Source organism: Nocardiopsis sp. NRRL B-16309, from assembly GCF_001279585.1.
Taxonomy (GTDB): Bacteria; Actinomycetota; Actinomycetes; order Streptosporangiales; family Streptosporangiaceae; genus Nocardiopsis.
In genome coordinates this window covers 1-23,502 of sequence record NZ_LGEC01000061.1, presented here as the reverse complement: position 1 = coordinate 23,502, position 23,502 = coordinate 1, and the positions used below count along the sequence as shown (strand labels likewise).

The 23,502-nt window shown below is 71.7% G+C and carries 22 protein-coding genes and 1 pseudogene; 4 read left to right on the top strand and 19 right to left on the bottom strand.

Annotation, left to right across the window (positions count from 1 at the left end):
* Window positions 1-101 precede the first annotated feature (101 nt).
* From ADL05_RS08575 to iolC, 14 genes are all read right to left on the bottom strand, one after another.
* Window positions 102-866 carry a crotonase/enoyl-CoA hydratase family protein gene (locus ADL05_RS08575; protein ID WP_053616341.1) on the bottom strand — a complete coding sequence of 255 codons (765 nt, stop codon included), beginning with the start codon at window positions 864-866 and terminating at the stop codon, window positions 102-104.
* Between the two features lie 10 nt (window positions 867-876).
* Window positions 877-1,650: an SDR family NAD(P)-dependent oxidoreductase gene (locus ADL05_RS08570; protein WP_053616340.1), complete on the bottom strand. Its 774-nt coding sequence runs from the start codon at window positions 1,648-1,650 to the stop codon at window positions 877-879.
* A 98-nt stretch (window positions 1,651-1,748) separates the two neighbouring features.
* On the bottom strand, window positions 1,749-2,285 hold the full coding sequence (locus ADL05_RS08565; RefSeq protein WP_156365768.1) for a hypothetical protein: 537 nt from the start codon (window positions 2,283-2,285) through the stop codon (window positions 1,749-1,751).
* Window positions 2,286-2,584: 299 nt separating this feature from the next.
* Window positions 2,585-3,451: a sugar phosphate isomerase/epimerase gene (locus tag ADL05_RS08560; RefSeq protein ID WP_053616338.1), complete on the bottom strand. Its 867-nt coding sequence runs from the start codon at window positions 3,449-3,451 to the stop codon at window positions 2,585-2,587.
* 18 nt (window positions 3,452-3,469) lie between these two features.
* Complete coding sequence (locus ADL05_RS08555) at window positions 3,470-4,477, bottom strand: Gfo/Idh/MocA family protein (RefSeq protein ID WP_053616337.1); 1,008 nt, start codon at window positions 4,475-4,477, stop codon at window positions 3,470-3,472.
* A gap of 51 nt (window positions 4,478-4,528) precedes the next feature.
* Entirely contained in the window at window positions 4,529-5,416 is an 888-nt protein-coding gene (locus ADL05_RS08550) for an ATP-binding cassette domain-containing protein (RefSeq protein ID WP_053616345.1), read from the bottom strand.
* A gap of 14 nt (window positions 5,417-5,430) precedes the next feature.
* Complete coding sequence (locus ADL05_RS08545) at window positions 5,431-6,498, bottom strand: ABC transporter permease (protein WP_053616336.1); 1,068 nt, start codon at window positions 6,496-6,498, stop codon at window positions 5,431-5,433.
* Between the two features lie 5 nt (window positions 6,499-6,503).
* On the bottom strand, window positions 6,504-7,487 hold the full coding sequence (locus ADL05_RS08540) for a substrate-binding domain-containing protein (RefSeq protein WP_053616335.1): 984 nt from the start codon (window positions 7,485-7,487) through the stop codon (window positions 6,504-6,506).
* Between the two features lie 116 nt (window positions 7,488-7,603).
* The gene (locus ADL05_RS08535) at window positions 7,604-8,515 is read right to left on the bottom strand and encodes a TIM barrel protein (protein ID WP_053616334.1); all 912 of its coding nucleotides are present in this window, start codon (window positions 8,513-8,515) and stop codon (window positions 7,604-7,606) included.
* A 74-nt stretch (window positions 8,516-8,589) separates the two neighbouring features.
* Window positions 8,590-10,086 (bottom strand): CoA-acylating methylmalonate-semialdehyde dehydrogenase, encoded by a 1,497-nt coding sequence (locus tag ADL05_RS08530; protein WP_053616333.1) that lies wholly within the window; start codon window positions 10,084-10,086, stop codon window positions 8,590-8,592.
* A gap of 26 nt (window positions 10,087-10,112) precedes the next feature.
* Window positions 10,113-12,008: a 3D-(3,5/4)-trihydroxycyclohexane-1,2-dione acylhydrolase (decyclizing) gene (gene iolD, locus ADL05_RS08525; protein WP_053616332.1), complete on the bottom strand. Its 1,896-nt coding sequence runs from the start codon at window positions 12,006-12,008 to the stop codon at window positions 10,113-10,115.
* Window positions 12,005-12,901: a 5-deoxy-glucuronate isomerase gene (iolB, locus tag ADL05_RS08520; protein WP_053616331.1), complete on the bottom strand. Its 897-nt coding sequence runs from the start codon at window positions 12,899-12,901 to the stop codon at window positions 12,005-12,007. Before iolB ends, iolD begins: the two co-directional genes overlap by 4 nt.
* Entirely contained in the window at window positions 12,898-13,791 is an 894-nt protein-coding gene (locus ADL05_RS08515) for a hypothetical protein (protein ID WP_053616330.1), read from the bottom strand. Before ADL05_RS08515 ends, iolB begins: the two co-directional genes overlap by 4 nt.
* Entirely contained in the window at window positions 13,781-14,713 is a 933-nt protein-coding gene (gene iolC / locus ADL05_RS08510) for a 5-dehydro-2-deoxygluconokinase (protein ID WP_053616344.1), read from the bottom strand. Before iolC ends, ADL05_RS08515 begins: the two co-directional genes overlap by 11 nt.
* Before the next feature lie 289 nt (window positions 14,714-15,002).
* On the opposite strand from iolC, the gene ADL05_RS08505 reads away from it, so the two are divergent.
* On the top strand, window positions 15,003-16,070 hold the full coding sequence (locus ADL05_RS08505) for a LacI family DNA-binding transcriptional regulator (protein WP_231640665.1): 1,068 nt from the start codon (window positions 15,003-15,005) through the stop codon (window positions 16,068-16,070).
* Window positions 16,071-16,072: 2 nt separating this feature from the next.
* On the opposite strand, the gene ADL05_RS08500 is transcribed toward ADL05_RS08505, so the two are convergent.
* Window positions 16,073-17,077, bottom strand: a complete 1,005-nt coding sequence (locus tag ADL05_RS08500; protein ID WP_053616343.1) for a Gfo/Idh/MocA family oxidoreductase — start codon at window positions 17,075-17,077, stop codon at window positions 16,073-16,075.
* A 200-nt stretch (window positions 17,078-17,277) separates the two neighbouring features.
* Here ADL05_RS08500 and ADL05_RS08495 point away from each other — a divergent pair, with 200 nt between their 5' ends.
* Both ADL05_RS08495 and ADL05_RS08490 read left to right on the top strand, forming a co-directional pair.
* Complete coding sequence (locus ADL05_RS08495; RefSeq protein WP_053616328.1) at window positions 17,278-18,018, top strand: GntR family transcriptional regulator; 741 nt, start codon at window positions 17,278-17,280, stop codon at window positions 18,016-18,018.
* A 139-nt stretch (window positions 18,019-18,157) separates the two neighbouring features.
* Window positions 18,158-18,754, top strand: coding sequence for a Uma2 family endonuclease (locus ADL05_RS08490; protein ID WP_053616327.1), 597 nt, complete (start codon window positions 18,158-18,160; stop codon window positions 18,752-18,754).
* Window positions 18,755-18,798: 44 nt separating this feature from the next.
* Here ADL05_RS08490 and ADL05_RS08485 read toward each other — a convergent pair whose 3' ends face one another.
* The 4 genes from ADL05_RS08485 to rplM form a co-directional block, all read right to left on the bottom strand.
* Window positions 18,799-19,779 carry an ROK family glucokinase gene (locus ADL05_RS08485; protein ID WP_053616326.1) on the bottom strand — a complete coding sequence of 327 codons (981 nt, stop codon included), beginning with the start codon at window positions 19,777-19,779 and terminating at the stop codon, window positions 18,799-18,801.
* Window positions 19,780-19,910: 131 nt separating this feature from the next.
* Window positions 19,911-21,248, bottom strand: coding sequence for a phosphoglucosamine mutase (glmM, locus tag ADL05_RS08480; protein WP_053616325.1), 1,338 nt, complete (start codon window positions 21,246-21,248; stop codon window positions 19,911-19,913).
* Window positions 21,249-21,408: 160 nt separating this feature from the next.
* A complete protein-coding gene (gene rpsI / locus ADL05_RS08475) occupies window positions 21,409-21,918 on the bottom strand; it encodes a 30S ribosomal protein S9 (RefSeq protein WP_053616324.1) in 510 nt (169 codons plus the stop codon).
* 36 nt (window positions 21,919-21,954) lie between these two features.
* Window positions 21,955-22,404, bottom strand: coding sequence for a 50S ribosomal protein L13 (rplM, locus tag ADL05_RS08470; protein WP_053616342.1), 450 nt, complete (start codon window positions 22,402-22,404; stop codon window positions 21,955-21,957).
* A 917-nt stretch (window positions 22,405-23,321) separates the two neighbouring features.
* Between rplM and ADL05_RS31685 the strand changes: the two are divergent.
* Window positions 23,322-23,502 (top strand): annotated as a pseudogene (locus tag ADL05_RS31685) (hypothetical protein); the annotation flags it as partial.

Here is a 23,502-nt window from a genome sequence, read left to right as displayed (position 1 = left end):
CGAGGGCGCCGACGGGGTTCTGGAGGGCCTGAAGGTGCACTCCCGAGGAACGAGGGAGTGCACCGCAAGGCGCGAAGGTTCCCGTTCTCCAGGCGCCCGAGCTATTCGCCCCTCCACACCGGAGCGCGCTTCTCCGCGAACGCGGTGGCGCCCTCCATGGCGTCCTGGCTGACGAACACCGGGCCCGCCAGCTCGTTCTGCCGGTCCCACATCTCCTCGGTGGACCAGTCGTCCGAGGAGGCGATGATCTCCTTGGACACCCGCAGGGCGAGCGGCCCGTTGGGCGTGATGCGGGCGGCGAGCGCGCGGGCGCCCTCCAGGGCGCCGCCGGAGGCGGTCACCTCGTTGACCAGGCCCAGTTCGGCCAGGCGCGGAGCGCCCACGAAGTCGCCGGTCAGAGCGAACTCCATGGCGATGTTGCGCGGGATGCGGTGGTGCAGGCGCAGCAGTCCGCCCGCGCCCGCCACCAGGCCGCGCTTGACCTCGGGGATGCCGAACTTGGCGTCCTCGGCGGCCACGACCAGGTCACAGGCGAGCACGGCCTCGAACCCGCCCGCCAGGGCGTAGCCCTCCACGGCCGCGATCAGCGGCTTGCGCGGCCCGCGCTGGGCGAACCCGCCGAACCCGCGGCCCTCCACGACGGGGACCTCGCCCCGCATGAACGCCTTGAGGTCCATGCCGGCGCAGAAGGTGCCGCCCGCGCCGGTGATGATGCCGACGCTCAGGTCCTTGCGGGCGTCGAGGTCGTCGAGCGCCTCGGCGACCTGCGCGGCGACCGCCGCGTTGACCGCGTTCTTGGCCTTGGGCCGGTTGATGGTGATGACGGCGACGCCGTCCTCGGCGGAGTACAGAACCTCGTCGGACACGGTGGACCCCCTACTTCGGCGGCATGCGCAGGGCGCCGTCGATGCGGACGACCTCGCCGTTGACGTAGCTGATCTCCATCAGCGCCCGGGCGAGCTTGCCGAACTCGGCGGCGGTGCCCATGCGCTTGGGGAAGGGGATCGGTGCGGCCAGGCGCTTCTTGAACTCCTCGGCCCCCTCGCCCTCGCCGTAGATCGGCGTCTCCAGGATGCCGGGGGCGATGGTGTTGACGGAGATGCCGACGGCCGCGAGGTCGCGGGCCGCGGGCAGGGTCATGCCGATCACACCGCCCTTGGAGGACGAGTAGGCGATCTGGCCGATCTGGCCCTCGATGCCCGCGAGGGAGGCGGTGTTGACGATGGAGCCGCGCTCACCGTCCTCGTTGAGCGGTTCGGTCTTGGCGATCTCGGCCGCGGCCAGGCGCAGCACGTTGAACGTGCCGATGAGGTTGACCTGGATGACCTTCTGGTAGCTGTCCAGGTCGTGCGGGTTACCCTGGCGGTCGACCGTGCGGGTCGCCCAGGCGATCCCGGCGCACGAGACGGCCGCCCGGAAGGGTTTGCCGGTGTCCGCGGCGGCCTGGACCGCGGCCTTGACCTGGTCCTCCTGCGAGACGTCGGTGGAGACGAAGACGCCACCGATCTCCTTGGCGATCGCCTCGCCGCGGTCGGCGTTGAGGTCGGCGATGACGACGGTGGCGCCTGCTGCGGCGAGTTCCCTGGCGGTGGCCTCACCCAGGCCACTCGCGCCGCCCGAGACGAGGGCGGAGATTCCGTTCAGATCCATGGCCCGCACTCTACAGACGAAGGACCTCCCAGACTAGAACCGGGTTCGGTCAATTGCGCGCGCCTTCGTGGCCGGACGCCGTCGCCCCGGTCCCGCGGTCAGCTCCACGGCCACCACGGGAGGCCCTCCTCGGGGTCGTCGGCCGGGTCCTCCTCTTCCTCCTCCGACGGGTCGGCGGGGCGCTCGGGCGCAGGCTCCGGTTCGGGCTCGGGGTCGGGTCGTTCGGGTGCGGGCTCGGGAGCCGTGTCCTGCTCGGACTCCCCGGTCTCCGGGCTCGGCTCCGCGTCCTCGTCGTCCGAGGGGGACGCGGACGGCGAGGGCGACGCGGAGGCGGACGGGGACGCGGAGGGCGACGGCGAGGCGCTGGGGCTCGCGGAGGCCGTGGGGGCGGGGGACGGCACCGACGAGGGCCCGTCGGAGGGCAGGTCCCCGACCTGGTGGTCGCGGGAGTCGGCGGCGGCCCCCGGCTCGGGGCGGGCGGGCTCCTGGGCCATCAGGATCGCGACCAGGACTCCGATCAACGCGACGACGGCGACCGAGCAGGCCAGCGCCGCCACCATCAGTCGTCGGCGGCGCCGCGCCAGTCGGCGGGCCTCGCTTCGTCGCAGTCGCGGCGGATGAGACGTGCGGGTCATCGCGTCCGGCTTCTCTTCAGGGGAGGGGGCGGGCCGGGGGTGCCGTCGGGCCGTGAGCCCGGAACCACCCGCGGTAGTCCGGCCACCCTACAAAAGCACACCTGAACCCGCATGTTTCCGGCCGGTAGCGGAACTCACGGCATCTTCCGCGCCAAAGCCCCGGGGGCGTCGCCGAGCACGACGTCCCCGCGGGCGGGCGAGGGGTGCCGCGACCGGAGGCTGTCCGGTCGCGGCACCCGGCCGGGGTCGTCGCGCCCCTCGGCCGCGTGCGCGGCCGACCTGACGCCCCGGCGTCCGGGTCAGGCCACCAGTTCCCTGGTGACCCGGTCGAGCATGAACTCCGAGGACGCTCGCGCCCGCTCCTCCCACGCGAACACGCACACCGTGGCCACGCCGTCGAAGTCCAGGTCGCGCAGGGTCTGGAAGAACACGTCCCAGTCCACCTCCCCCTGGCCGATGTCCAGGTGCTGGTGGATCCGCGCGGGCGTTCCGGGCGGGTTGAGGATGTACCGCAGCCCCGACGACCCCTTGTGATCGAACGAGTCGGCGATGTGGACGTGCCGCAGCTTGTCGCCCGCGTACTCCATCATCCGGCGGACGTCCGCCCCGGGTTCGTCGCCCGACAGGTGGAAGGTGTGCGGAGCGCAGTACAGGTAGTTCACCCACGGCCGGTTGATCGCGCGGACCAGGTCGACCGCGGGGTCGTTCTCCTCGCAGAAGTCGTCCGGGTGCGCTTCGAGGTTGAGGGCGATGCCCTCGCGCTCGAAGATCGGCAGCAGCTCCTCCATGGACCGCCAGAAGGCCCCCTCGCTCTCGGCCGCCCGCTCGGGACGGCCGTTGAACTCGGAGTTCATCAGGGGCACGCCCAGTTCGACGGCCACCTCGATCATCCGCTTCCAGTAGCGGACGGCGTCCCGGCGCTCGGCCTCGTCGGGGCTGGACCACTTGTACAGCGGCAGGATCGAGGACAGCTCCACCCCGGTCTCGCGCAGCACGGAGCGCAGCTCGGCCACCCGCGCGTCGTCCGCCCGGGGGTGCTGGAAGAAGGGCATGAACTCCGCTCGGGGCGACAGCTCGATGTAGGAGTAGCCCATGTCCGCCACGGTCCGGACCATCTCGGCCATCGGCAGGCCCCGGAACATGAACGGGTCGATCGCGATCTTCATCGGTTGTCCGTCTTCCTCTCAGGCGTAGAACGCCGGCCGGGCCTTGATGCCGGTCTCGACGACCGCGCCCGAGTGCAGCGCGCGCACGGCGGCGTCGGTGACGACCGTCGCGGCGTAGCCGTCCCAGGCGTTCGGGCCCGTGGTCGGCGTGCCCGAGGCCACCTCGTCGATCCAGTCCTGGAACTCGGTGTCGAAGGCGGCGGCGAACCGCTGCACCCAGTCCTGCAGGACCGGGGTGCTCAGCTGCCCGGCGGAGCGCACGACCGCGCCCGGGATCTCCGGGAGCCGGACCGTGCCCTCCTCGCCGACGATCTCGCAGCCGATCTCGTAGCCGTACTGGCAGTTGACGAACACCTCCAGGTCGACCCGCGCGCCGCCGGCCATCTCGAACAGGAGCATCTGCGGGTCGCGCAGGTGCTCGAAGCGCCGCTCGGTGGAGCGCGGCGTGAGCACCTGGACCGAGGAGATCTCGTCGTCCAGCAGCCAGCGCAGCACGTCGATCTCGTGCACGGCGGTGTCCTGCGAGGCCATCTCCGAGTGGTAGCTCTCGGGGACCGTCGGGTTGCGGTGCACGCAGTGCGCCATCAGCGGGGTGCCGATGCCGCCCGACGAGACGACCTCCTTCATCTGCCGGTAGCCCGCGTCGAAGCGCCGCATGAAGCCGACCTGGACCAGGCGGGAACCGTGCGCCGCCTCCGCGTCGAGGATGCGCTGGGCGTCATCGGCCGAGGTGGCCAGCGGCTTCTCGCAGAACACCGGCTTGCCCGCGGCCACGGCCGCCAGCACCGACTCGGCGTGCGCGGGCCCCCAGGACGTGACGACCACCGCGTCGACGTCGGCCGCCTCCACCACCTCCTGGCCGGTGGCCAGCACCCGGGCCCCGACGCCCCCGGCCGCCCGCGCGGCGCGGTCGGCGTCGATGTCGGTCACCGCGACCACGTCGGCGCCGCCGACGCGGGTACTGATCCTGCGGATGTGCTCGGCCCCGATCCACCCGGTGCCGATCACACCTACCTTGACGGTCATCGATCTCGCCTCTCTACGGACGTGCCTTCGGATACTGCCGGTGTGGTCCGGTCAGCGTGTCTGGACGTCGGGTCCCTCGCGCCCGGCGTCGTGCGGCGGTTCGACCTCGGGGGCCTCGCCCCGCTTGAGTTCGTGCTGGAGGGCGTCCAGCTCGGCACCGCCCGCCATGTGGTGGGTCAGGTCGTCCAGGGTCAGCGCCGACCTGGGCTGGTCGAGCTCCATCTCGCCGAGCTTGATCACCGCGAAGTGGTCACCGACCAGGTACGCGTGGTGCGGGTTGTGCGTGATGAAGATGACGCCGAGCCCGGCGTCGCGCGCCGCGTTGACGTACTTCAGGACCACGCCGGACTGCTTGACGCCCAGCGCCGCCGTCGGCTCGTCCAGGATCAGCACGCGGGCGCCGAAGTAGACCGCGCGGGCGATCGCCACGACCTGGCGCTGCCCGCCGGACAGGTTGCCGACCGGGGCCTCGATGTCGGGCAGGTCGATGCCCATCTTCTTGAGCTCCTCGTCGGCGATGCGCCGCATCCGGACGGAGTCGAGCATCCGGAAGGGGCCGACCCCCTTGCGCAGCTCCGAGCCGAGGAAGAAGTTGCGCCACACCGGCATCAGCGGCACCATCGCCAGGTCCTGGTAGACGGTGGCGATCCCCCGGTCCAGCGCCTGGCGCGGCGAGGAGAAGTCGACGGGTTCGCCGTCCACCAGGTACCGGCCGGACGTGGGCTTGTACAGCCCGGCGATGATCTTGATCAGCGTCGACTTGCCCGCGCCGTTGTCACCCAGGATGCAGGTGACCTCTCCGGCGCCGACCGTCAGGCTGATCCCGTCCAGGGCGCGGATGTGGCCGAAGGTCTTGCCGACCCCCTCCAGTTCGAGCAGCGGGGCCGCCTCCGGTCCCGCACCGGCGTCCGCCCGGGGCGTCGTCTCGGTTCTCGTCACGGTGCTCACCTCGCTCACCTCTTGTTCGCCTGTGTGCGGACCCAGCCGTTGACCACGACGGCCAGCAGGAGCATCGCGCCGACGAAGAAGAACACCCAGTTGTTGTCCCAGCCGGCGTAGACGATCCCCTGACGGGTCATGCCGTAGATGAACGCGCCGATCGCGGCGCCGATCACGGTCCCGTAGCCGCCGGTGAGCAGGCACCCGCCCACGACCGCGGCCATGATGTACAGCAGTTCGTTGCCGACGCCCTCACCGGACTGCACGGTGTTGAACATGAAGAGCAGGTGCATGCCGGAGAACCAGGCCATGAAGCCGACCGTCATGAACAGGCCGATCTTGACCTTGGCGACGGGCACGCCGACCGCCCTGGCGCTCTCCTGGTTGCCGCCGACGGCGTAGATCCAGTTGCCGACCCTGGTCCGCATCAGGACCCACGTGGCCAGCCCGACGAACACCAGCCACCACAGCACGGTGATCCGGACGTCGACGCCCAGGACGGAGAAGCTCGACGCGAACACGGCCCGCGCGGAGTCGAAGCCGTCCATGTCCGAGATGTTGGTCGTGGAGACCTGGCCCGTGATCAGCTTCGTGATGGCGATGTTGAGCCCCTGGAGCATCAGGAACATCGACAGCGTCACCAGGAAGCTGGGCAGTCTCGTACGGACCAGGATCCACCCGTTGAGGAATCCGATGGCGAGGGAGACGGCCAGCGCGAACGCCGCGCCGACCCACACGTTCACCGCGAAGTACCAGGAGAACATCGAGGCGGCAAGGCCGGAGGAGATCACCGCGACGCCGGCGGACAGGTCGAACTCGCCGCCGATCATCAGCAGGGCCACGCCCACGGCCATGATGCCGATGGTGGAGCTCGCGTACAGGATCGTGGCGAGCGCGCCGCCCGTACGGAACGTGTCCGAGACCGAGAAGAAGAGCGTGAACACGATGATCGCGCCGACCAGGGACCCCACCTCGGGCCTGGTCATGAACGTGCGCAGCGCGGACCTGCGGTGCACCCGCAGGTTCCTCTCGGCGCCGCCCCCCGCGGGGGGCGGCGCCTTCGGAGTCAGGAGCTGACTCATGATGACTACCGGGTTCCCTTCTCGGCGTACTCGGCGACCGCGTCGATGTTGGTCTCGTCGATGAACGCCGGGCCCGTCAGAACGGGCTCGGTGCCGCCGCCGGAGATGTTGCCGTTGGTGTTGTAGAGCCACAGGGAGTCGACGGCCAGGTAGCCCTGCAGGTACGGCTGCTGGTCGACGGCCCACTGGACGAGTCCGTCCTGGATGGCCCCCACGAGCTCGGCGTTGGTGTCGAAGGTGGCGACCGTGGCGTCGCTGCCCGCGTCGTCGATGGCGTCGATCGCGGTCATGGCGATCGGGGCGCCCAGCGTGACGACGTACTCGATCTCGTCGTCCTCCTGGAGCTTGGCGGCGATGCTGGAGCGGACCTCTGGCATGTTGGCGCTGTCCACGTAGAGCACCTCCGAGTCACCCTCGAAGGCCTCGCCCAGGGAGGCGCAGCGGGTCTCCAGGGCGACGTGGCCCTGTTCCTGGATCACGCACAGGGCCTTGTTCACCCCGACGTCGTTGAGGCGCTCGCCGAAGGCGGTCCCCGCCAGGTGCTCGTCGGTGCCGAAGTACTGCTGGACGCCCAGGTCCGCCCAGTCCTCGATGCCCGCGTTGAACGCGACCACCGGGATGCCCGCCGCCTCGGCGTCGGCGATGGCCCCCTCCAGCGCGTCCGGCTTCGACAGGGTGACGGCGATGCCGTCCACCTCCCGGTCGATCGCGTTCTGGATCAGGCTGGCCTGCTCGCCCGCCTCCGGGTCGGAGGCGTACTCCAGGGTGATGTTGTCCTTGGCGGCGGCGTCCTCGGCTCCGGACCGGATGATGTCCCAGAACGTGTCACCCGGGACCTCGTGGGTGATCATCGCGATGGTGAGTTCCGGGGTCTCGACGGCCTCGTCGGCGGCCTCCTCGCGGCCTCCTTCCGAGCTGCACGCCGTCGCGGCGAACATCAGGCTCGCGGCGCCCGCGAGCAGTGCGGTGTAGGTGGTGTTGCGCTTCATCTTTCGACCTCTTGTCGGTCAGGGGGATGTGCTGTACTGCGAAAAAGGAGGTCACGAGGGGCGGACGCGACTTGCGGGGAGCCACCTCCGGGGCGGCTCAGCGTGGTGTGGCGGTGTCAGGCCTTCTGGTGGCGCGCCCCCAATCCGCAGCTGTTGAGGTACTTGCGGGTCCGCACCGCGATCGGCAGCGGGACCTCCGGCTCGCAGGGGTACAGGTCCTGCTCGACGATCACGAAGAGGCGGGCGTCGACCTCGCGCAGCGCGTCGAGGACCGCGGCGGGCGCGGGCTCCCCGGCGGGGGGCTCCACGCACACCCCGCGCTTGACGGCCTCGCCGAAGCCGAGCTTCTCCTCGTTGACCTGCCGGATGACCTCGGGGTCCATCTGCTTGATGTGCACGTAGTCCACGCGCTCGGAGTAGCGGCGGATCAGGTCCACCGCGTCCCCGCCGCCGTAGGCGACGTGGCCGGTGTCCAGGCACAGGGAGACGAGGTCGGGGTCGGTTCCGTCGAGGAAGCGCTCGATCTCGGGCTGCGTCTGGATGTGGGTGTCGGCGTGCGAGTGCAGGCACAGGCGCACGTCGTAGTCGTTGAGCAGGATCCTGCCGAGCTCGTCGGCGGACCGGTGCAGGTTGCGCCACTGGCCGTCGTCGAGCGTGGGCGACTCGCTGAACTCGCCGGTCTTCTCGTCCCGGTACATGGGCGGGATGAACACCAGGTGGTGCGCCCCGACGGCGGCGGTCAGCTCGGCCACCCTGCGCACGGTGGCGACCGTGTCGTCCCAGGCAGACGGGTCGTGCAGGTTGCCGAACACCGTGCCGCCGGAGACCTTCAGTCCGCGCCGGCCCACCTCGTCGGCCAGTTGGGCGGGGTCGGTGGGCAGGTAGCCGTAGGGGCCCAGTTCGAGCCACTCGTACCCGGCCTCGAACAGTTCGTCGAGGAACCGGTGCCACGGCGTCTGGTGCTCGTCCTCGGGGAACCACACGCCCCAGGAGTCGGGTGCGGATCCGAGGACCAGTCGGTCGGTCATGTCTGCCTCGTTTCGGGGAACGCGTCGGGAGGTGAAGCGGGGTCCGGCGCGGCGGCTACCGCTCCGGACGGGTCTCAGCCGTGGGACGGGAAGTTGAAGGCGGCCTCGACCGAGCGGTCGACGTGCGGCCACCGGCTGGTGACGACCTTGGCGCGGGTGTAGAAGCGCACGCCCTCGGGGCCGTGGATGTGGCTGCCGCCGAACAGCGAGTCCTTCCAGCCGCCGAAGGAGTAGTGCGACATCGGGACGGGGATCGGCACGTTGACGCCGATCATCCCGACCGTCACGCCGCGCTGGAAGCGGCGCGCGGCCTCGCCGTCGCCGGTGAAGATGGCGGTGCCGTTGCCGTACGGGTTGGCGTTGATCAGCTCGATCGCCTCGTCCAGGTCCGCGGCGCGGACGACGACCAGGAGGGGCCCGAAGACCTCGTCCTTGTACACGTCCATGTCGGGCGTGACCCGGTCGAGCAGGGACGGGCCGACGAAGAAGCCCTCCTCGTGGCCCTCCACCTTCAGGTCGCGGCCGTCGACCACGACGGCGGCGCCCTGCGCCTCGCCCGAGCCCACGTAGGAGGCGACCCGTTCGCGGGCCTGGGCGGTGATGACCGGGCCCATCTCGTTGGCGGCGTCCTGGCCGGGGCCGACCTTGATCGCCGCGGCCTTCTCGGCCAGCACCGGCAGCAGGGCGTCGGCGGCCTCGCCCACGGCGACGGCGGCGGAGATGGCCATGCAGCGCTGGCCGGCGGAGCCGAACGCGGCGGCGGTCAGGTGGTCGGCGGCGAACTCCAGGTCGGCGTCGGGCATGACCACCGCGTGGTTCTTGGCGCCGCCCAGGGCCTGCACGCGCTTGCCGGCGGCGGTGCCGCGCTCGTGCACGTACCTGGCGATGGGCGTGGAGCCGACGAAGGAGACGGCCTCGACGCCGGTGTGGTCCAGGAGCGCGTCGACGGCGGTCTTGTCGCCGTGCACCACGTTGAACACGCCGTCGGGCAGTCCGGCGTCGGCGTACAGCCGCGCGACGAAGTTGGACACCGAGGGGTCGCGCTCACTGGGCTTGAGGACGAAGGTGTTGCCGCAGGCGATCGCGACCGGGTGCATCCACAGCGGCACCATGATCGGGAAGTTGAACGGGGTGATGCCGGCGACCACGCCGAGCGGCTGGCGGAAGTCGAAGCTGTCGATCCCGGTGGAGATCTGGTCGGAGTAGCCGCCCTTGAGCGCGCTGATGATGCCGCACGCGTACTCCACGACCTCGCGGCCGCGCACGATCTCGCCCCGGGCGTCGTCGATCACCTTGCCGTGCTCGGCGGCGATGATCCGCGCCATCTCGTCCTCGTGCTTGGCCAGGAGCTCTCGCAGGGAGAACAGCACGCGGGTGCGCCTGGTGAGGGAGGAGTCGCCCCAGCTCTCGAAGGCCTTGGCCGCCGCGGCGACGGCGGCGTCGACGTCGGAGGGCTCGGCGAGCAGGACGGCGGCCTGCTGCCGCCCGGTGGCCGGGTCCCACACCGGTGCGGTGCGGGTCGAGGCCCCGGAGGTCGCGGCCCCGTCGATCCAGTGCTGAACGGTCTTCACTGTCGTTTCCTTCTTCCGGGAGGGCGTCACAGGTAGTGGCGCTGTCCCTGCTGGTGGGAGCGGTAGGTCCGGTACGCCTCGCGGGTGCTGTCCAGCTCGGACACCTGGCTGACGGGCACGTCCCACCAGGCGCTGCCGGGCGGGTTGGGACCCTCCAGGTCGGTCTCGATGTGCACGACCGTGGTGGTGTCGGCCGCCTTGGCCTCGGCCAGGGCCGCGCGGAACTCCTTGATCCCCTGCGCGCGGATGACGTGGGCGCCCAGGCTCGCGGCGTTGGCGGCCAGGTCGACGGGGAGGACGGACCCGTCGAGCTGACCGCTCTGCGGGTCGCGGTAGCGGTACTTCGTGCCGAAGCGCTGGGAGCCGAGCGACTCCGACAGCGACCCGATCGAGGCGAAGCCGTGGTTCTGGACGAGGACGATGATGACCTTGAGCCCCTCGGAGACCATGGTCACGATCTCCTGGGCCATCATCAGGTAGGAGCCGTCGCCGACCAGGACGACGACCTCGCGGGAGGGGTCGGCCATCTTGACGCCGGTTCCGGCGGCCACCTCGTAGCCCATGCAGGAGTAGGCGTACTCCACGTGGTAGGCCTTGGGGTCGCGCGCCCGCCACAGCATCTGCAGGTCGCCCGGCATGCTCCCGGCCGCGTTGATGACCACGTCGCGGTCGTCGAGCACGTCGTTGAGCGCGCCGAGCACGGCCGTCTGGGCGGGCAGGGGGCCGTGGTCGACCGCGTAGCAGGCGTCGGTGACCCGCGCCCACTCCTGGGCCAGCTCCCGGCTGCGGGCGAGGTGGCCGTCGGCGACCCGCCAGCCGTCCAGTTCGCCGCGCAGCGCCTCCAGGCCGGTGCGCGCGTCGCACACCAGCTGGGTGGCGGCGTGCTTGGCGGCGTCGAGCCGTGCCACGTTCAGGTTGACGAAGGCGACGTCCGGTTCGGCGAAGACGGTGTGGCTGGCGGTGGTGAAGTCGCTGTACCGGGTGCCGACACCGATCACCACGTCGGCCTCGCGGGCCAGTTCGTTGGCGCTCCGGGCTCCGGTGGACCCGACCCCGCCGACCGCCCGGTCGTGGTCCCAGGGCAGTGCGCCCTTGCCCGCGTGGGTGTCGGCGACCGGGATGCCGGTGGCCTCGGCGAACGCGCGCAGCGCGGCCTCGGCCTCGGAGTAGACCACGCCGCCGCCGGCGACGAGCAGGGGCCGCTCGGCCCCGCGGATCACCGCGGCGGCGCGGGCCAGGGCGTCGGGCTCGGGCAGCGGGCGGCCGATGTGCCACACGCGCTTGCGGAAGAACGCCGTCGGCCAGTCGTGGGCCTCGGCCTGCACGTCCTGGGGCAGGCACAGGGTGACCGCGCCGGTCTCGACCGGGTCGGTCAGGACCCGCATGGCCGCCTGGGCGGCCGGGACGAGCTGCTCGGGCCGCGTGATCCGGTCGAAGTACTTGGACACCGGCCGCAGCGCGTCGTTGACCGTGACGTCGCCGCCGCGGGTGTCCTCCAGCTGCTGGAGCACCGGGTCGGGGTGGCGGGTGGCGAACATGTCGCTGGGCAGCAGCAGGACCGGAACGCGGTTGGTGGTGGCCAGCGCCGCACCGGTGACCATGTTCGTGGAGCCGGGTCCGGTGGAGGCCGAGCACGCGAAGGTCTGCAGCCGGTTTCGGGTCTTGGCGAAGCCGACCGCGGCGTGCACCATGCCCTGTTCGTTGCGGGCCAGGTAGTAGGGCAGGTCGGCCTCGCCGGTCCTGGCGGCCTGGAGCAGCGCCTGGCCCAGGCCGGCGACGTTGCCGTGCCCGAAGATGCCCCACACGCCGGGGACGAACCGCTGCTCGACGCCGTCGCGCTCGCTGTACTGCGCGGCGAGGAACCGGACCAGGGCCTGGGCCGTGGTCAGGCGGACGGTCGGGGTGCCGGTGGAGTCGGTCATCGCGCCCGCTCCCCCTTCTCCTCGGTGGAGGTGAGCGGGAGGCGGTGGTCGGTGTCCTGGTCGGCCCAGGTGCGGCGGACCCAGCCGTGCGCCGGGTCGTCGCAGATCCGCCACGCCCGCTCCTGGCCGGGGCCGGCCATGACGTTGAGGTAGTAGAGGTCGTAGCCGGGCGCGGCCATCGAGGGGCCGTGCCAACCGTGCGGGATGAGGACGGCGTCCTCCGAGCGCACCTCGGCGAAGACGTCGATGGGGCGCTCCTCGGTGCCGTAGACCCGCTGGTAGCCGATGCCGGGGCCCTCCGGGCCCTCGGCGACCTCGAAGTAGTAGATCTCCTCCAGCTCGCACTCGGTCGCGGTCGCCTCGTCGTGCTTGTGCGGCGGGTAGGAGGACCAGTTGGAGCCGGGGGTGAGGACCTCGCAGGCGATGAGCTTGTCGGCTTCCAGGGTGCCGGGGGTGCAGAAGTTGTTCACCTGGCGGCTGGACTGGCCCGCGCCGCGCAGCTCGACCGGCACGTCCTCGGCCGGGCAGTAGCGCGGCTCCAGGCGCCGACCGCAGCGCGCCGACGGAAGCGCGAACCGGCCGCCGGACGCGCTGAAGACGATGGCGCGGGCGTCGCGCGGCAGGTACACGAAGTCGGTGACGCGGGTGAAGACCGACCGTCGGCCCGTGACGGCGAACTCCCGTCCGTCCACCGTCACCGAGCAGCCGCCGTTGAGCGGCAGGACGAGCGTCTCGGCGTCACCGGTGGCGATCTCCTGGGCCTGGCCGGGCGCCAGTTCCAGCACGCGCAGGCCGGAGTAGCCCCACCCGGCCGTCTCGGGGGTGACGACGGTACGGAAGGGCGGGGCGGCGGTGCTCCCCGCGGGCAGGTAGTGCTTGTCGTTCGAGCTCACAGCAACCCCACAGCGGTGTCGACGGCGGCCACGACGTCGTCGTCGGCCGGGTACAGCAGGGACCGGCCCACGGTCAGGCCGATGACGTTGGGCAGTTTGAGCGCCTCGCCCCAGCGGGCGAACGCGGCGTCGGGGTCCTCCGACAGCTCGCCGCCCAGCAGGACGGTCGGCAGGGTGGAGGTGGCCATGACCCGCTCCATCTCGGCGACCACGGGGAGCTTGAGCCAGGTGTAGGCCGAGGTGTTGCCGAGTCCGGAGGCGATGGCCATGGAGCGGGCGACCGAGTCCGGGCCCAGGTCGTTGCGGATCATCCCGTCGGTGCGGGCGGAGATGAACGGCTCGACCATGGCGGTGACCCGGGCGGCGTTCAGTTCGTTCACCGCCCTGGCGCAGTTCTCCAGGGTGGGGACCGTGCGGTCGTCGTCGTAGTCCAGGCGGAGCAGCATCTTGCCGCCCTCGAAGCCCATGCGGGCGATCCCGGCCGCGTCGTAGCCGGTGAACCGGTCGTCGATCTCCCAGGCGGCGCCGGCCAGGCCGCCGCGGTTCATCGATCCGAAGACCGACTTGCCGTCGAGCACGCCCGAGCCGTCCGGGTTCCGCAGCAGCAGCAGGTCCTCCAGGATGTCCGCGGTCGCCAGCACGCCGGTGACGCCGGGGCGGGCCAGCGCGGTGCGCAGCCGGTCCAGCAGGTCGGCGCGGTCGGCCATGGCCATCGGCCGGCTGCCCGAGCGCAGGGCGCCGCGCGCCGGGTGGTCGGCGGCGACGATCATCGCCTTGCCGCCCGGTCCCACCGGGGAGGCGGGGCGCACCCGCCCGGCCGCGGCCTCGGCGATCGCGCCCGGGTTGTGCAGACGGGTCTCGACGATGGTGCGAAGGACGTCAGCCGACATGGGCGGTCTCCCCCAGCTTGGCCTCGACCTCGGCGGAGGTGGGCATGGCGTCGGAGCAGGAGAGCCGCGAGGCGACGATGGCGCCCGCCGCGTTGGCGAAGCGCATGACGCGCTCGGTGTCCCATCCGCTGAGCAGTCCGTGGCAGAGCGCGCCGCCGAAGGCGTCGCCCGCGCCGAGGCCGTTGACGACCTCGACCGGGACGGGCGGGACCTGGACCGCGCCGGTGCCGTCGACGGCGAGCACGCCCTCGGGCCCCTGCTTGACGACGGCGAGGTCCACCCCGGCGTCGCGCCCGGCCTTGGCCGCGGCCCGGGGGTCGCGGACGCCGACGGCGGTCTCCCACTCGTCGAGGTTGCCCGCGGCGACCGTGGCGTGGGGGAGCGCCTGGGCGACCCAGCGCCGGGCCTCCTCGCGGGAGGACCAGAACATCGGCCGGTAGTCGAGGTCGATGACGGTGATGCCCCTGCCGTCCCGGGCCCTGAGCGCTTCCAGCGTGGCGGTGCGGCTCGGCTCCTGGCACAGCCCGGTGACCGTCACCCAGAACACGTCCGCGGCGGCGATCGCGTCCAGGTCCAGCTCGTCGGCGCGCACCCGCAGGTCGGGGGCGCTGGGGTCCCGGCCGTAGAAGTACAGGGGGAAGTCGTCCGGGGGGTGGATCTCGCAGAACGTGACGGGGGTGGGCATCCCGGCGACCGGTGCGACGTAGCGGTCGTCCACGCCGAACCCGCGCAGTGCCCGGTGGACGAAGGTTCCGAAGGGGTCGTCGCCGGTGCGGGTCACCACGGCCGTCCGGCGCCCGTGCCGCGCCGCGGCGACGGCCACGTTGGTGGGGCTTCCGCCGAGGAACTTGCCGAAGGAGCGCACCGCGTCCAGGCCGACCCCGGTCTGTTCGGGGTAGACGTCGACGCCGACACGGCCCATCGTGACGACCTCGAAGGGCGCGTCGGGGCGGCGGCTCGCACTGCCGTTCACTGGTACCTCCGTAGGTAGCGCTGCACCGGTAGTTCTCTTCCTTGCTTCGATCGGGGCCCGGACGGGCCGACGGCCCTCAAGGCCGGGTGGGGAGGTTCTGGCGCGCACCGGGCGGGTTGTCGCCCTAGCGCGCTCTAGTGGAGCGCTCTAGTCTGTGCAAGAGTGATCCACGGCACACCATGTGTCAACCGTTTCCCTCCGGTTCTGGTACAAGAGGGCAGGAATGGGAGGAGACCACGTGAAGGGTCGAGGCGGGGGCGCCGACGGCACACCGGAGTCCGCCGAGCCGTCGCCGAACGGGCGTCGGCCGACGATGGAGGACGTCGCCGCCAGGGTCGGGGTCTCGCGCGCCCTGGTCTCCGTGGTCTTCCGCGGCGTTCCGGGCGCCAGCGCCAGTACCCGCGAGCGCGTCCTGGCGGCCGCGGCGGAGATCGGCTACCGGCCGGACCTGGCCGCGCGCACCCTGGCGAGCTCCCGCAGCCGGGTCCTCGGCGTCATGCTCACTGTGCACAACACCTTCCACGCCGACCTGGTGGAGGCGATGTACGCCGAGGCCGAGCAGGTCGGCTACGACCTCGTGCTGTCGGCGCACGCGCCCACCCGTCACTCGGAGAAGGCGGTCGGCGCCCTGCTCGGACACCGCTGCGACGCCCTGGTCCTGCTGGGTCCCGAGACCAGCGCGGGCTTCCTGGAGGAGCTGGTCGAACGGGTACCCGTGGTCTCGGTGGGACGCCGCTTCCCCGGCACGCGGGTCGACATCGTCAACACGGCGGAGGGCAGGGCCGTGCGGCTGGCGCTGGACCACCTCCTGGGGACGGGCCACCGCGACATCGCCCACCTGGACGGCGGTGGCGGCGCCGGGTCGGTCGAGCGCAGGCGCGCCTACCGCGACCGGATGCGCGCCGCCGGCCTGGCCGACCACATCAGGGTGCTGCCGGGCGACCACACCGAGGCCTCGGGCGCCGAGGCCGCGCACCGGCTGCTCGCCGAGGGGCGCGTCCCCACCGCGCTGTTCGCCAGCAACGACCGCTCCGCGATCGGCTTCCTGGACGCCATCACCCGCGCGGGTGTCCGCGTGCCGCAGGACATCTCCCTGATCGGCTACGACGACATCCCGCTGGCCGGGCTCGCGCACATCCAGCTGACGACCGTGCGCCAGGACTCCGTCGGGCTGGCCCGGGAGGCCGTGCGCCTGGCCATCGAGCGCCTGGACCGGCCCTCGCTGCCACCGCGGTCGAGCGTGCTGGAGCCGGAGCTGATCGTGCGGGGCACCACGGCCGCGCCCCGCGCCGACGTCGACGACTGAGCTCACGGCCGGACCTCCTCGACGAGCACGGGACGGCCCTCGCGACGCGAGCGGTCGGCCGCGTCGGCCACCAGGACCGCCTCCAGGGCGTCGGCCACCGTGCAGGGGCTGGGGCCACCGTCGCGGACGGCCTGGAGGAAGGCCGCGATCTCGGCCTCGTAGGCGGGCCGGAACCGGGACCAGAACTCCTGCCAGGGGCTCTGGGAGGGGAAGTCGACCCCGGCTTCGGCGGAGCGCACCGGCGCGCGCTCGTCCAGGCCGACCGCGATGGTCCCGGCCGTTCCGGCCAGTTCCATCCGCACGTCGTAGCCGCCGCCGTTGTAGCGGGAGCCCTGGAGGGTGGCGAGCGTCCCGTCGCTCAGGCGCAGCACGGCCGCGGTGGTGTCCACGTCGTCGGACTCGGCGAAGTACGGCGCGCCCCGGTTGGCGCCGTAGGCGTGGACCTCCACGACCTCCGCGCCGGTGACCCAGCGCAGGATGTCGAAGTCGTGCACGTGGCAGTCCCGGAAGATGCCGCCGGAGGTGGGGATGTAGGCGGCGGGCGGCGGTGCGGCGTCGCACGTCACGGCGTGGACGCGGTGCAGGGTGCCCAGCTCGCCGTCGGCCAGGGCCCGGCGGGCCCGTGCGTATCCGGCGTCGAAGCGCCGCATGAACCCGATGTGCACCAGCGCCTCGCGCTTGTCGACCTCCCGCAGGACCTCGACGGTCTCGGCGACGGTCGGCGCGACCGGCTTCTCGCAGAACACCGGGGTGCCGGCCCGGACGCCGGCGAGGATCAGCTCGGCGTGCGCGCTGGTGGCGGCGGTGACGACGAGGGCGTCGACGGCGGCGGGGTGCAGCAGGGCCTCGATCGACCCGGCCACGTGCGCCCCGACGCGGCCCGCGACCTCGCGCGCCCGGCCGGTGTCGACGTCGGCGAGGACGAGCTCGTCGACCTCGGACCGCCGGGCGATGGCCGCCGCGTGCGACTCGCCGATGCGGCCGGTTCCCACCAGTCCTACGCGCATGACCACCCCTTCGGTGCCCTGGCTCTCATCCGGCTGTTCCGTGTGTCACAGCCACGGCTCCATGTTCACCCAGGCGAAACCGGGATGTCAATACTTTGTCTAGACATATGGACGTATGAACTACAAGACAAGCGGGCATCCTTACACTGATGGAGGGAGGGCACCGCCCCTCCGGCCCCCGACGACGAACGGAAGCACCCGTGACCGAGACCCCGCTGTCGATCGCGATCGATCGCAGCAGCCCCGTGCCGCTGTACTTCCAGGTCGCACAGGAGCTCGAACGGCGCATCACGACCGGGGAGATCGCCGTCGGCACCCGTCTGGAGAACGAACTCCTGCTCGCCGAGCGGCTCGGGCTCTCCCGCCCCACCCTGCGCCGCTCCATCGAGTACCTGGTCGACCGGGGGCTGCTGGTGCGCAAGCGCGGCGTGGGCACGCAGGTGGTCATGCCGCGGGTCCGCCGACCGCTCCAGCTCTCCAGCCTCTACGACGACCTGACCCGCGCGGGCGAGCACCCCCGCACCGAGGTCCTGCGCCTGGCGGTGGAGGCGCCGCCGGACGCGATCGCCACGTCGCTGGAGGTCGCGCCGGACACCGAGGTCTACGTCATCGAACGGCTGCGCTACACCCGGGACGAGCCGCTCGCGCTCATGCACAACTACGTCCCCGTGGGACTGGTCGCCCTCGACGAGGAGAAGCTGGCCCACCAGGGCCTCTACCAGCTGTTGCGCGCCGCGGGCGTCTCCCTGAAGATCGCCTCCCAGAGCATCGGGGCCCGCAACGCCACGGCGGCCGAGGCCCGCGTGCTGGACGAGTCGCGCGGCGCGCCGCTGCTGACGATGGACCGCACCGTCTACGACGACGTCGGGAAGGTGGTCGAGGTGGGTTCGCACGTCTACCGGGCCGCCCGCTACTCCTTCGAGCTCACCCTGACCGACTGACACCCGGCCGGTTTCGGTTCGCCCCTTATCGAACATGTTCGAGAAGCCGCACCCACGGCCCGTCACAGAGCGCTACGTTCCTGCCATGACAAGAGCAGCGGTATTAGAGTGGGCTCAGGAATCGACCCGGGAGGATTCGATGACCGCTGAGCCGCTCCCCGCCTGGTTCACGCCCCCGCCCGGCGGTTGGACCGCCGACGACATGGACAAGCTCCCTCCGGGCGCCCCCCGGATGGAACTCATCGACGGAGCGCTCATCTTGTTGTCCCCCCAGACCCACTTCCATGCCGTCATCATGCGGCGATTGGCGAACGCACTGGAGGATTCCGCACCTGACGGCATCGGCGTCATGCACGAAATGACCATGAAGCTGGGCAAGCACCAGAGGCCTGAGCCGGATGTCCTCGTCTACCGCTACGAGAACGAAGACGACGAACACCTCGACTGGTACAAGGCCACCCACGTTCCGCCCGAGGACGTTCTCATCGCCGTGGAGATCGTGTCCGAGGAATCCCAGGACCGCGACCGGACCACCAAGCCCCTCAAGTACGCCCTGGCCGGGATCCCGCACTTCTGGCGGATCGAGCGGGAGGAGCAGGGTCCCGCGATCCATGTCTTCGAGCTCGACGGGACGCGGGACCCGAGGTACGTCCCGACCACCATCGCTCGGGAGCGCCTCAAGCTCGATGTCCCGTTCCCCATCGACATCGAGGTCAAGGCCCTGAGTCGACGGTAGGCCGCCACACGGCACGGCCATGCCGATCGACTGGAGGCTCCGCTCTACTCCGCGAGTGCCTCGCGGGCGAGGGCGGCGGCGCCGATGAGGCCCGCCTCGTTGCCCAGCCGCGCCGCCACCACGCGCGCGGTCGGCCGGTAGCCCCGCCCGGTCAGGTTGCGCTCGAACGCGGACCGGGCCGGGCCGAGCAGCAGCTCCCCCGCCTCCGAGACGCCCCCGCCGATGATGAACATCTCCGGGTCGAAGGCCGCCGCCAGGTTCGCCAGGCCGGTGCCCAGCCACGTCCCGACCTCGTCCAGCAGCTCGACGCACGCCCGGTCGCCCTTGCTCGCCAGTTCGCTGACCAGCGGCCCGGTGATCAGGCGGGTGTCCCCGCCCACGGCCTGGTGGAGCACCCTGGCCACCGGCGACTCCGCCCGCACCAGCTCCCTGGCCTCGCGGGTCACCGCGTTGCCGCTGGCGTACTGCTCCCAGCAGCCCCGGTTGCCGCACTCGCACCGGTGGCCGCCCGGCACCACCGTCATGTGCCCGAACTCACCGGCCAGGCCGTAGCGTCCGCGGTGCAGCCGGCCGCCCAGCACCACCGCGCCGCCGATCCCGGTCCCCAGGTTCACCACGACGACGTGGTCCACGCCCTGGCCCGCACCGGCCCGGACCTCCGCCCAGGCCGAGGCGTTCGCGTCGTTCTCCACGACCACCGGCAGGTCCAGCCGCGCGCTCAGGGAGTCGCGCAGCGGTTCCCGGCGCCAGGACAGGTGCGGCGCGAACAGGACGTTCGCGCGCTGCTCGTCCACGAATCCGGCCGCGCCGACCCCCACGGCGCCCACCTCGTACTCGCGGCGCAGGTCCGCGACCACCTCGGTGATCGTGTTCTCGACCACCGCGGGGCTCTTGCTGCGGTCGGGGGTCTCCGTCCGGATGCGGGCCAGCACCTGGCCCTCGGGCGTGACCACGCCCCCGGCGACCTTGGTGCCGCCGATGTCCACCCCGATCGTGAGGTCGTCCGACCGCCCTGCGTCCGTCATCGTGACCGCTCCACTCCACCGATCCCGGGCCTGTCGGCCGGAGGCAACCGCCCCCGTGCCGGACCCCTCTGCACAGCACAACGCGCGCCCGGGCCCGCTTCTGCCCGAGCGCGCGTGCGACGCGTCGCGCGTCAGGCCAGGGCCGAGCGCACCACTCCGGCCAGCCGCTCGGCCACCGCCTGCGCCTGGTCCTGCTGGGCGGCCTCGACCATCACGCGCACCTTGGGCTCGGTCCCGCTCGGGCGGATGAGCACCCGGCCGGTCTCGCCGAGCTCGGCCTCGGCCAGGGCCACCGCCTCCGCCAGCTCCGTGCTCTCGCCGACCTTCGACCGGTCCACGTCGGGCACGTTGATGAGCACCTGCGGCAGGCGGGTCATCACCTTGGCCAGCTCCGCCAGGCCCAGCCGGCGTCGCGCCATGGCGGCGAGCAGGTGCAGGCCGGTCAGCACGCCGTCGCCGGTCGTGGCGTGGTCCAGCAGGATCACGTGGCCGGACTGCTCGCCGCCCAGGCCGAACCCGCCGTTCTTCATGGCCTCCAGCACGTACCGGTCGCCGACCGCGGTCTCCACCACGCGGATGCCCTCGCGGCTCATCGCGAGTTTCAGCCCCAGGTTGGACATGACCGTGACGACGAGGGTGTCCTCGACCAGCCGCCCCTCCTCCTTGGCCTCCGTGGCCAGGATGCCGAGGATCTGGTCGCCGTCGACCACGACGCCCTCGGCGTCCACGGCCAGGCAGCGGTCGGCGTCGCCGTCGTTGGCGATGCCCGCGTCCGCGCCGTGGGTGCGCACCGCCTGCTGGAGGCGCTCCAGGTGCGTGGAGCCGCAGCCCTCGTTGATGTTGTAGCCGTCCGGCTCGTCGCCGATGGCCACGACCTCGGCCCCCGCGCGCCGCAGGGCTTCGGGCGCCACCTGCACGGCGGCGCCGTTGGCGCAGTCCACCACGACCTTGAGTCCGTCGAGGCTGTGCGGCAGCGAGGCCAGGATGTGCTGGACGTAGCGGTCGGCCCCGTCCAGGGAGTCGCTGACCCGGCCGACGCGGTCACCGACGACCGGGTTGGCGGGCACGCCGAGCATGCCCTCGATCTCCTCCTCCAGGGCGTCCTCGAGCTTCTGGCCGCCCCCGGCGAAGAACTTGATGCCGTTGTCGGGCGCGGGGTTGTGGCTGGCCGAGAGCATGACGCCGAAGTCGGCGCCCAGGTCGCCCGTGAGGAAGGCCACGGCCGGCGTGGGCAGCACGCCCACCCGTACGACGTCGACCCCGGTGCTCGCCAGACCGGCGACCACGGCGGCCTCCAGGAACTCCCCCGACGCGCGCGGGTCGCGTCCCACGACGGCCAGCGGCCGACGATCACCGGTGTCGCGCGCCAGTACGCGCGCAGCCGCGATGGACAGATCCAGAGCGAGCGTTGCGGTCAGGTCCCGACCAGCGACACCGCGGACACCATCTGTTCCGAACAGCCGAGCCACAGGCGACAGCCCCTTTCGAGAACGGCGCCGCGTCCGGCGCCGGTGGAGAACGACGTGGCGAGGAGGCCACGGGAAAACAAGAACGCCCGTACGCCGCGTCCTGCGAACAGGAGCGACGTACGGGCGGAAACTCAGCCGAGCGAGCGCCGGCGCATGAGCACTAGCGCTTGGAGAACTGAGGAGCCTTGCGCGCCTTCTTGAGACCGGCCTTCTTCCGCTCCACCTCACGGGAGTCGCGGGTCAGGAAGCCGGCCTTCTTCAGGGTCGGGCGGTTGTTCTCCGGGTCCAGGGACGCCAGCGCACGGGCGATGCCGTGGCGCAGCGCGCCGGCCTGGCCGCTGGTGCCGCCGCCGTTCAGGCGGGCGAAGACGTCGTAGGCGCCGTCGAATCCGAGGGAGACGAGCGGGTCCTTGATGGTCTGCTGGTGGACCTTGTCCGGGAAGTAGACCTCAAGGGGCTTGCCGTTGATCTTCCACTCACCGGAACCGGGAGCGATGCGGACGCGGGCGATGGCCTCCTTGCGGCGGCCGGTGCCGGCGCTGGGGCCGGACGCGGTGGGGACGTAGGCGGCGACCGTCTCGTCGGACTCGCTGGTGTACTCGGAGGGGAACTCCTCCGGGTTGTCAGCGACTTCCTGCGCGACGTCTTCGATGCCGGTGGGCTCGGACACGGTTATCCTCGTGCTTCCTGTAAGTCTCGCGAACGCCTAGGCGGGCTGCTCGATCTTCCTGATTTCGAACGGAACCGGCTGCTGGGCCTGGTGCGGGTGCTCCGGACCGGCGTACACCTTGAGCTTCTTGCCCATCTGGCGGCCGAGGGAGCCCTTGGGCAGCATCCCCTTGACAGCCTTCTCGATGGCGCGCTCCGGGTTCTTCTCCAGCAGGTCGGCATATGCGACCGAACGCAGACCGCCCGGGTAACCGGAGTGACGGTAGGCCCGCTTCTGCTCCAGCTTGTTACCGGTGAGCGCGACCTTGTCGGCGTTCACGACGATCACGAAGTCGCCGGTGTCGATGTGGGGCGCGTAGTAGGGCTTGTGCTTGCCCCGGAGAAGCGTGGCAACCTGGCTCGCCATACGCCCGAGCACGAGATCGGTAGCGTCGACAACGTGCCACTGACGCTGGACATCGCTAGGTTTGGGGCTGTATGTGCGCACGATCGTTTGCCTTCGCTCTTCAGTCGGCTGCCCCATCCCACGGGCGGGATGGAGGACTCGTTTTACGAAACACTCCCGCGGGTTTGCGGGGCGTTACTTGGCCGGATGCCCATGCCAATCAGGACGATCCGGAGGTGAGTGCGCAGACGATGGTGCGTGGATCGGCGCCCGACAGTCCGGGGCCCACGGCAACTCAACGCACAACAACGGAATATCCTACCTGGCCACCGCAGCGCAGGTCAAAGCCAGCGGCGGGGTAGACCGGCAGGACCACGCTCGGCGGGGAAAGCGCCGGCACGGGGTCACATCCGTGACCTCTCCGCCTTTTATTATGCCTGTCGCCGGGAGTGCTTCGTCCTGTCCGCGTCCGCGCGTTGGCTACTCTTGCACCGGAAGGCCGGTCTCCGCAGAGCACGACGAGCCCTGACACGCACCTTGGAGACACCCGTCACGGTCGCCTCGGCACCCGGAACCGGCAGCTTATCCGCGCCGACGGGACGGTGCCACGGACACCACGGCGCGGATCTGGTCACGGACCCGGTCCCCCGCGGTCCAGCCCACATCCTCCACAGCCCTCGGAGACTCCCATCAGCACGTATCCGAACCCGCCCCAGCACGGTCCCGACGGTCACCCCACCGGTCCGGAGAGCGGTGACGGCCAGGACCTCCTCGGATCAGCGCCAGGCTCTTCCGAGGGCCAGGATTCCACATCGGGGCCCAGACCCGCACACGACGCGCCCGGATCCCACGGCCGCCTCCCCCAGCCGCCCGCGAGCCCCTACGCCGACCAGGGCCGGTACGCGTCCGGACACCAGCCCTTCCCGCCGCAGGGGCAGGAGGGATACCAGCCGGGTACGCCCGGGCAGGATCCCTACGGGCCGCCTGGGACCCCCGGCCCCCAGGCGGGACAGTCCGGGATGCCCCCGGGACCCCAGCAGCCGCCCACGGCTCAGGGGCAACACGGGCCGCAGGGACCATCGGGAGCACAGCAGCGCTTCCCCTCCCAGGGGCAGCAGGGCCCGCACGGACCCCAGACGGGCACACCCGGACAGCAGTTCCCCGGCGCGGCCCCGACCGGCGGCCAGCCCGCCGTCCCCT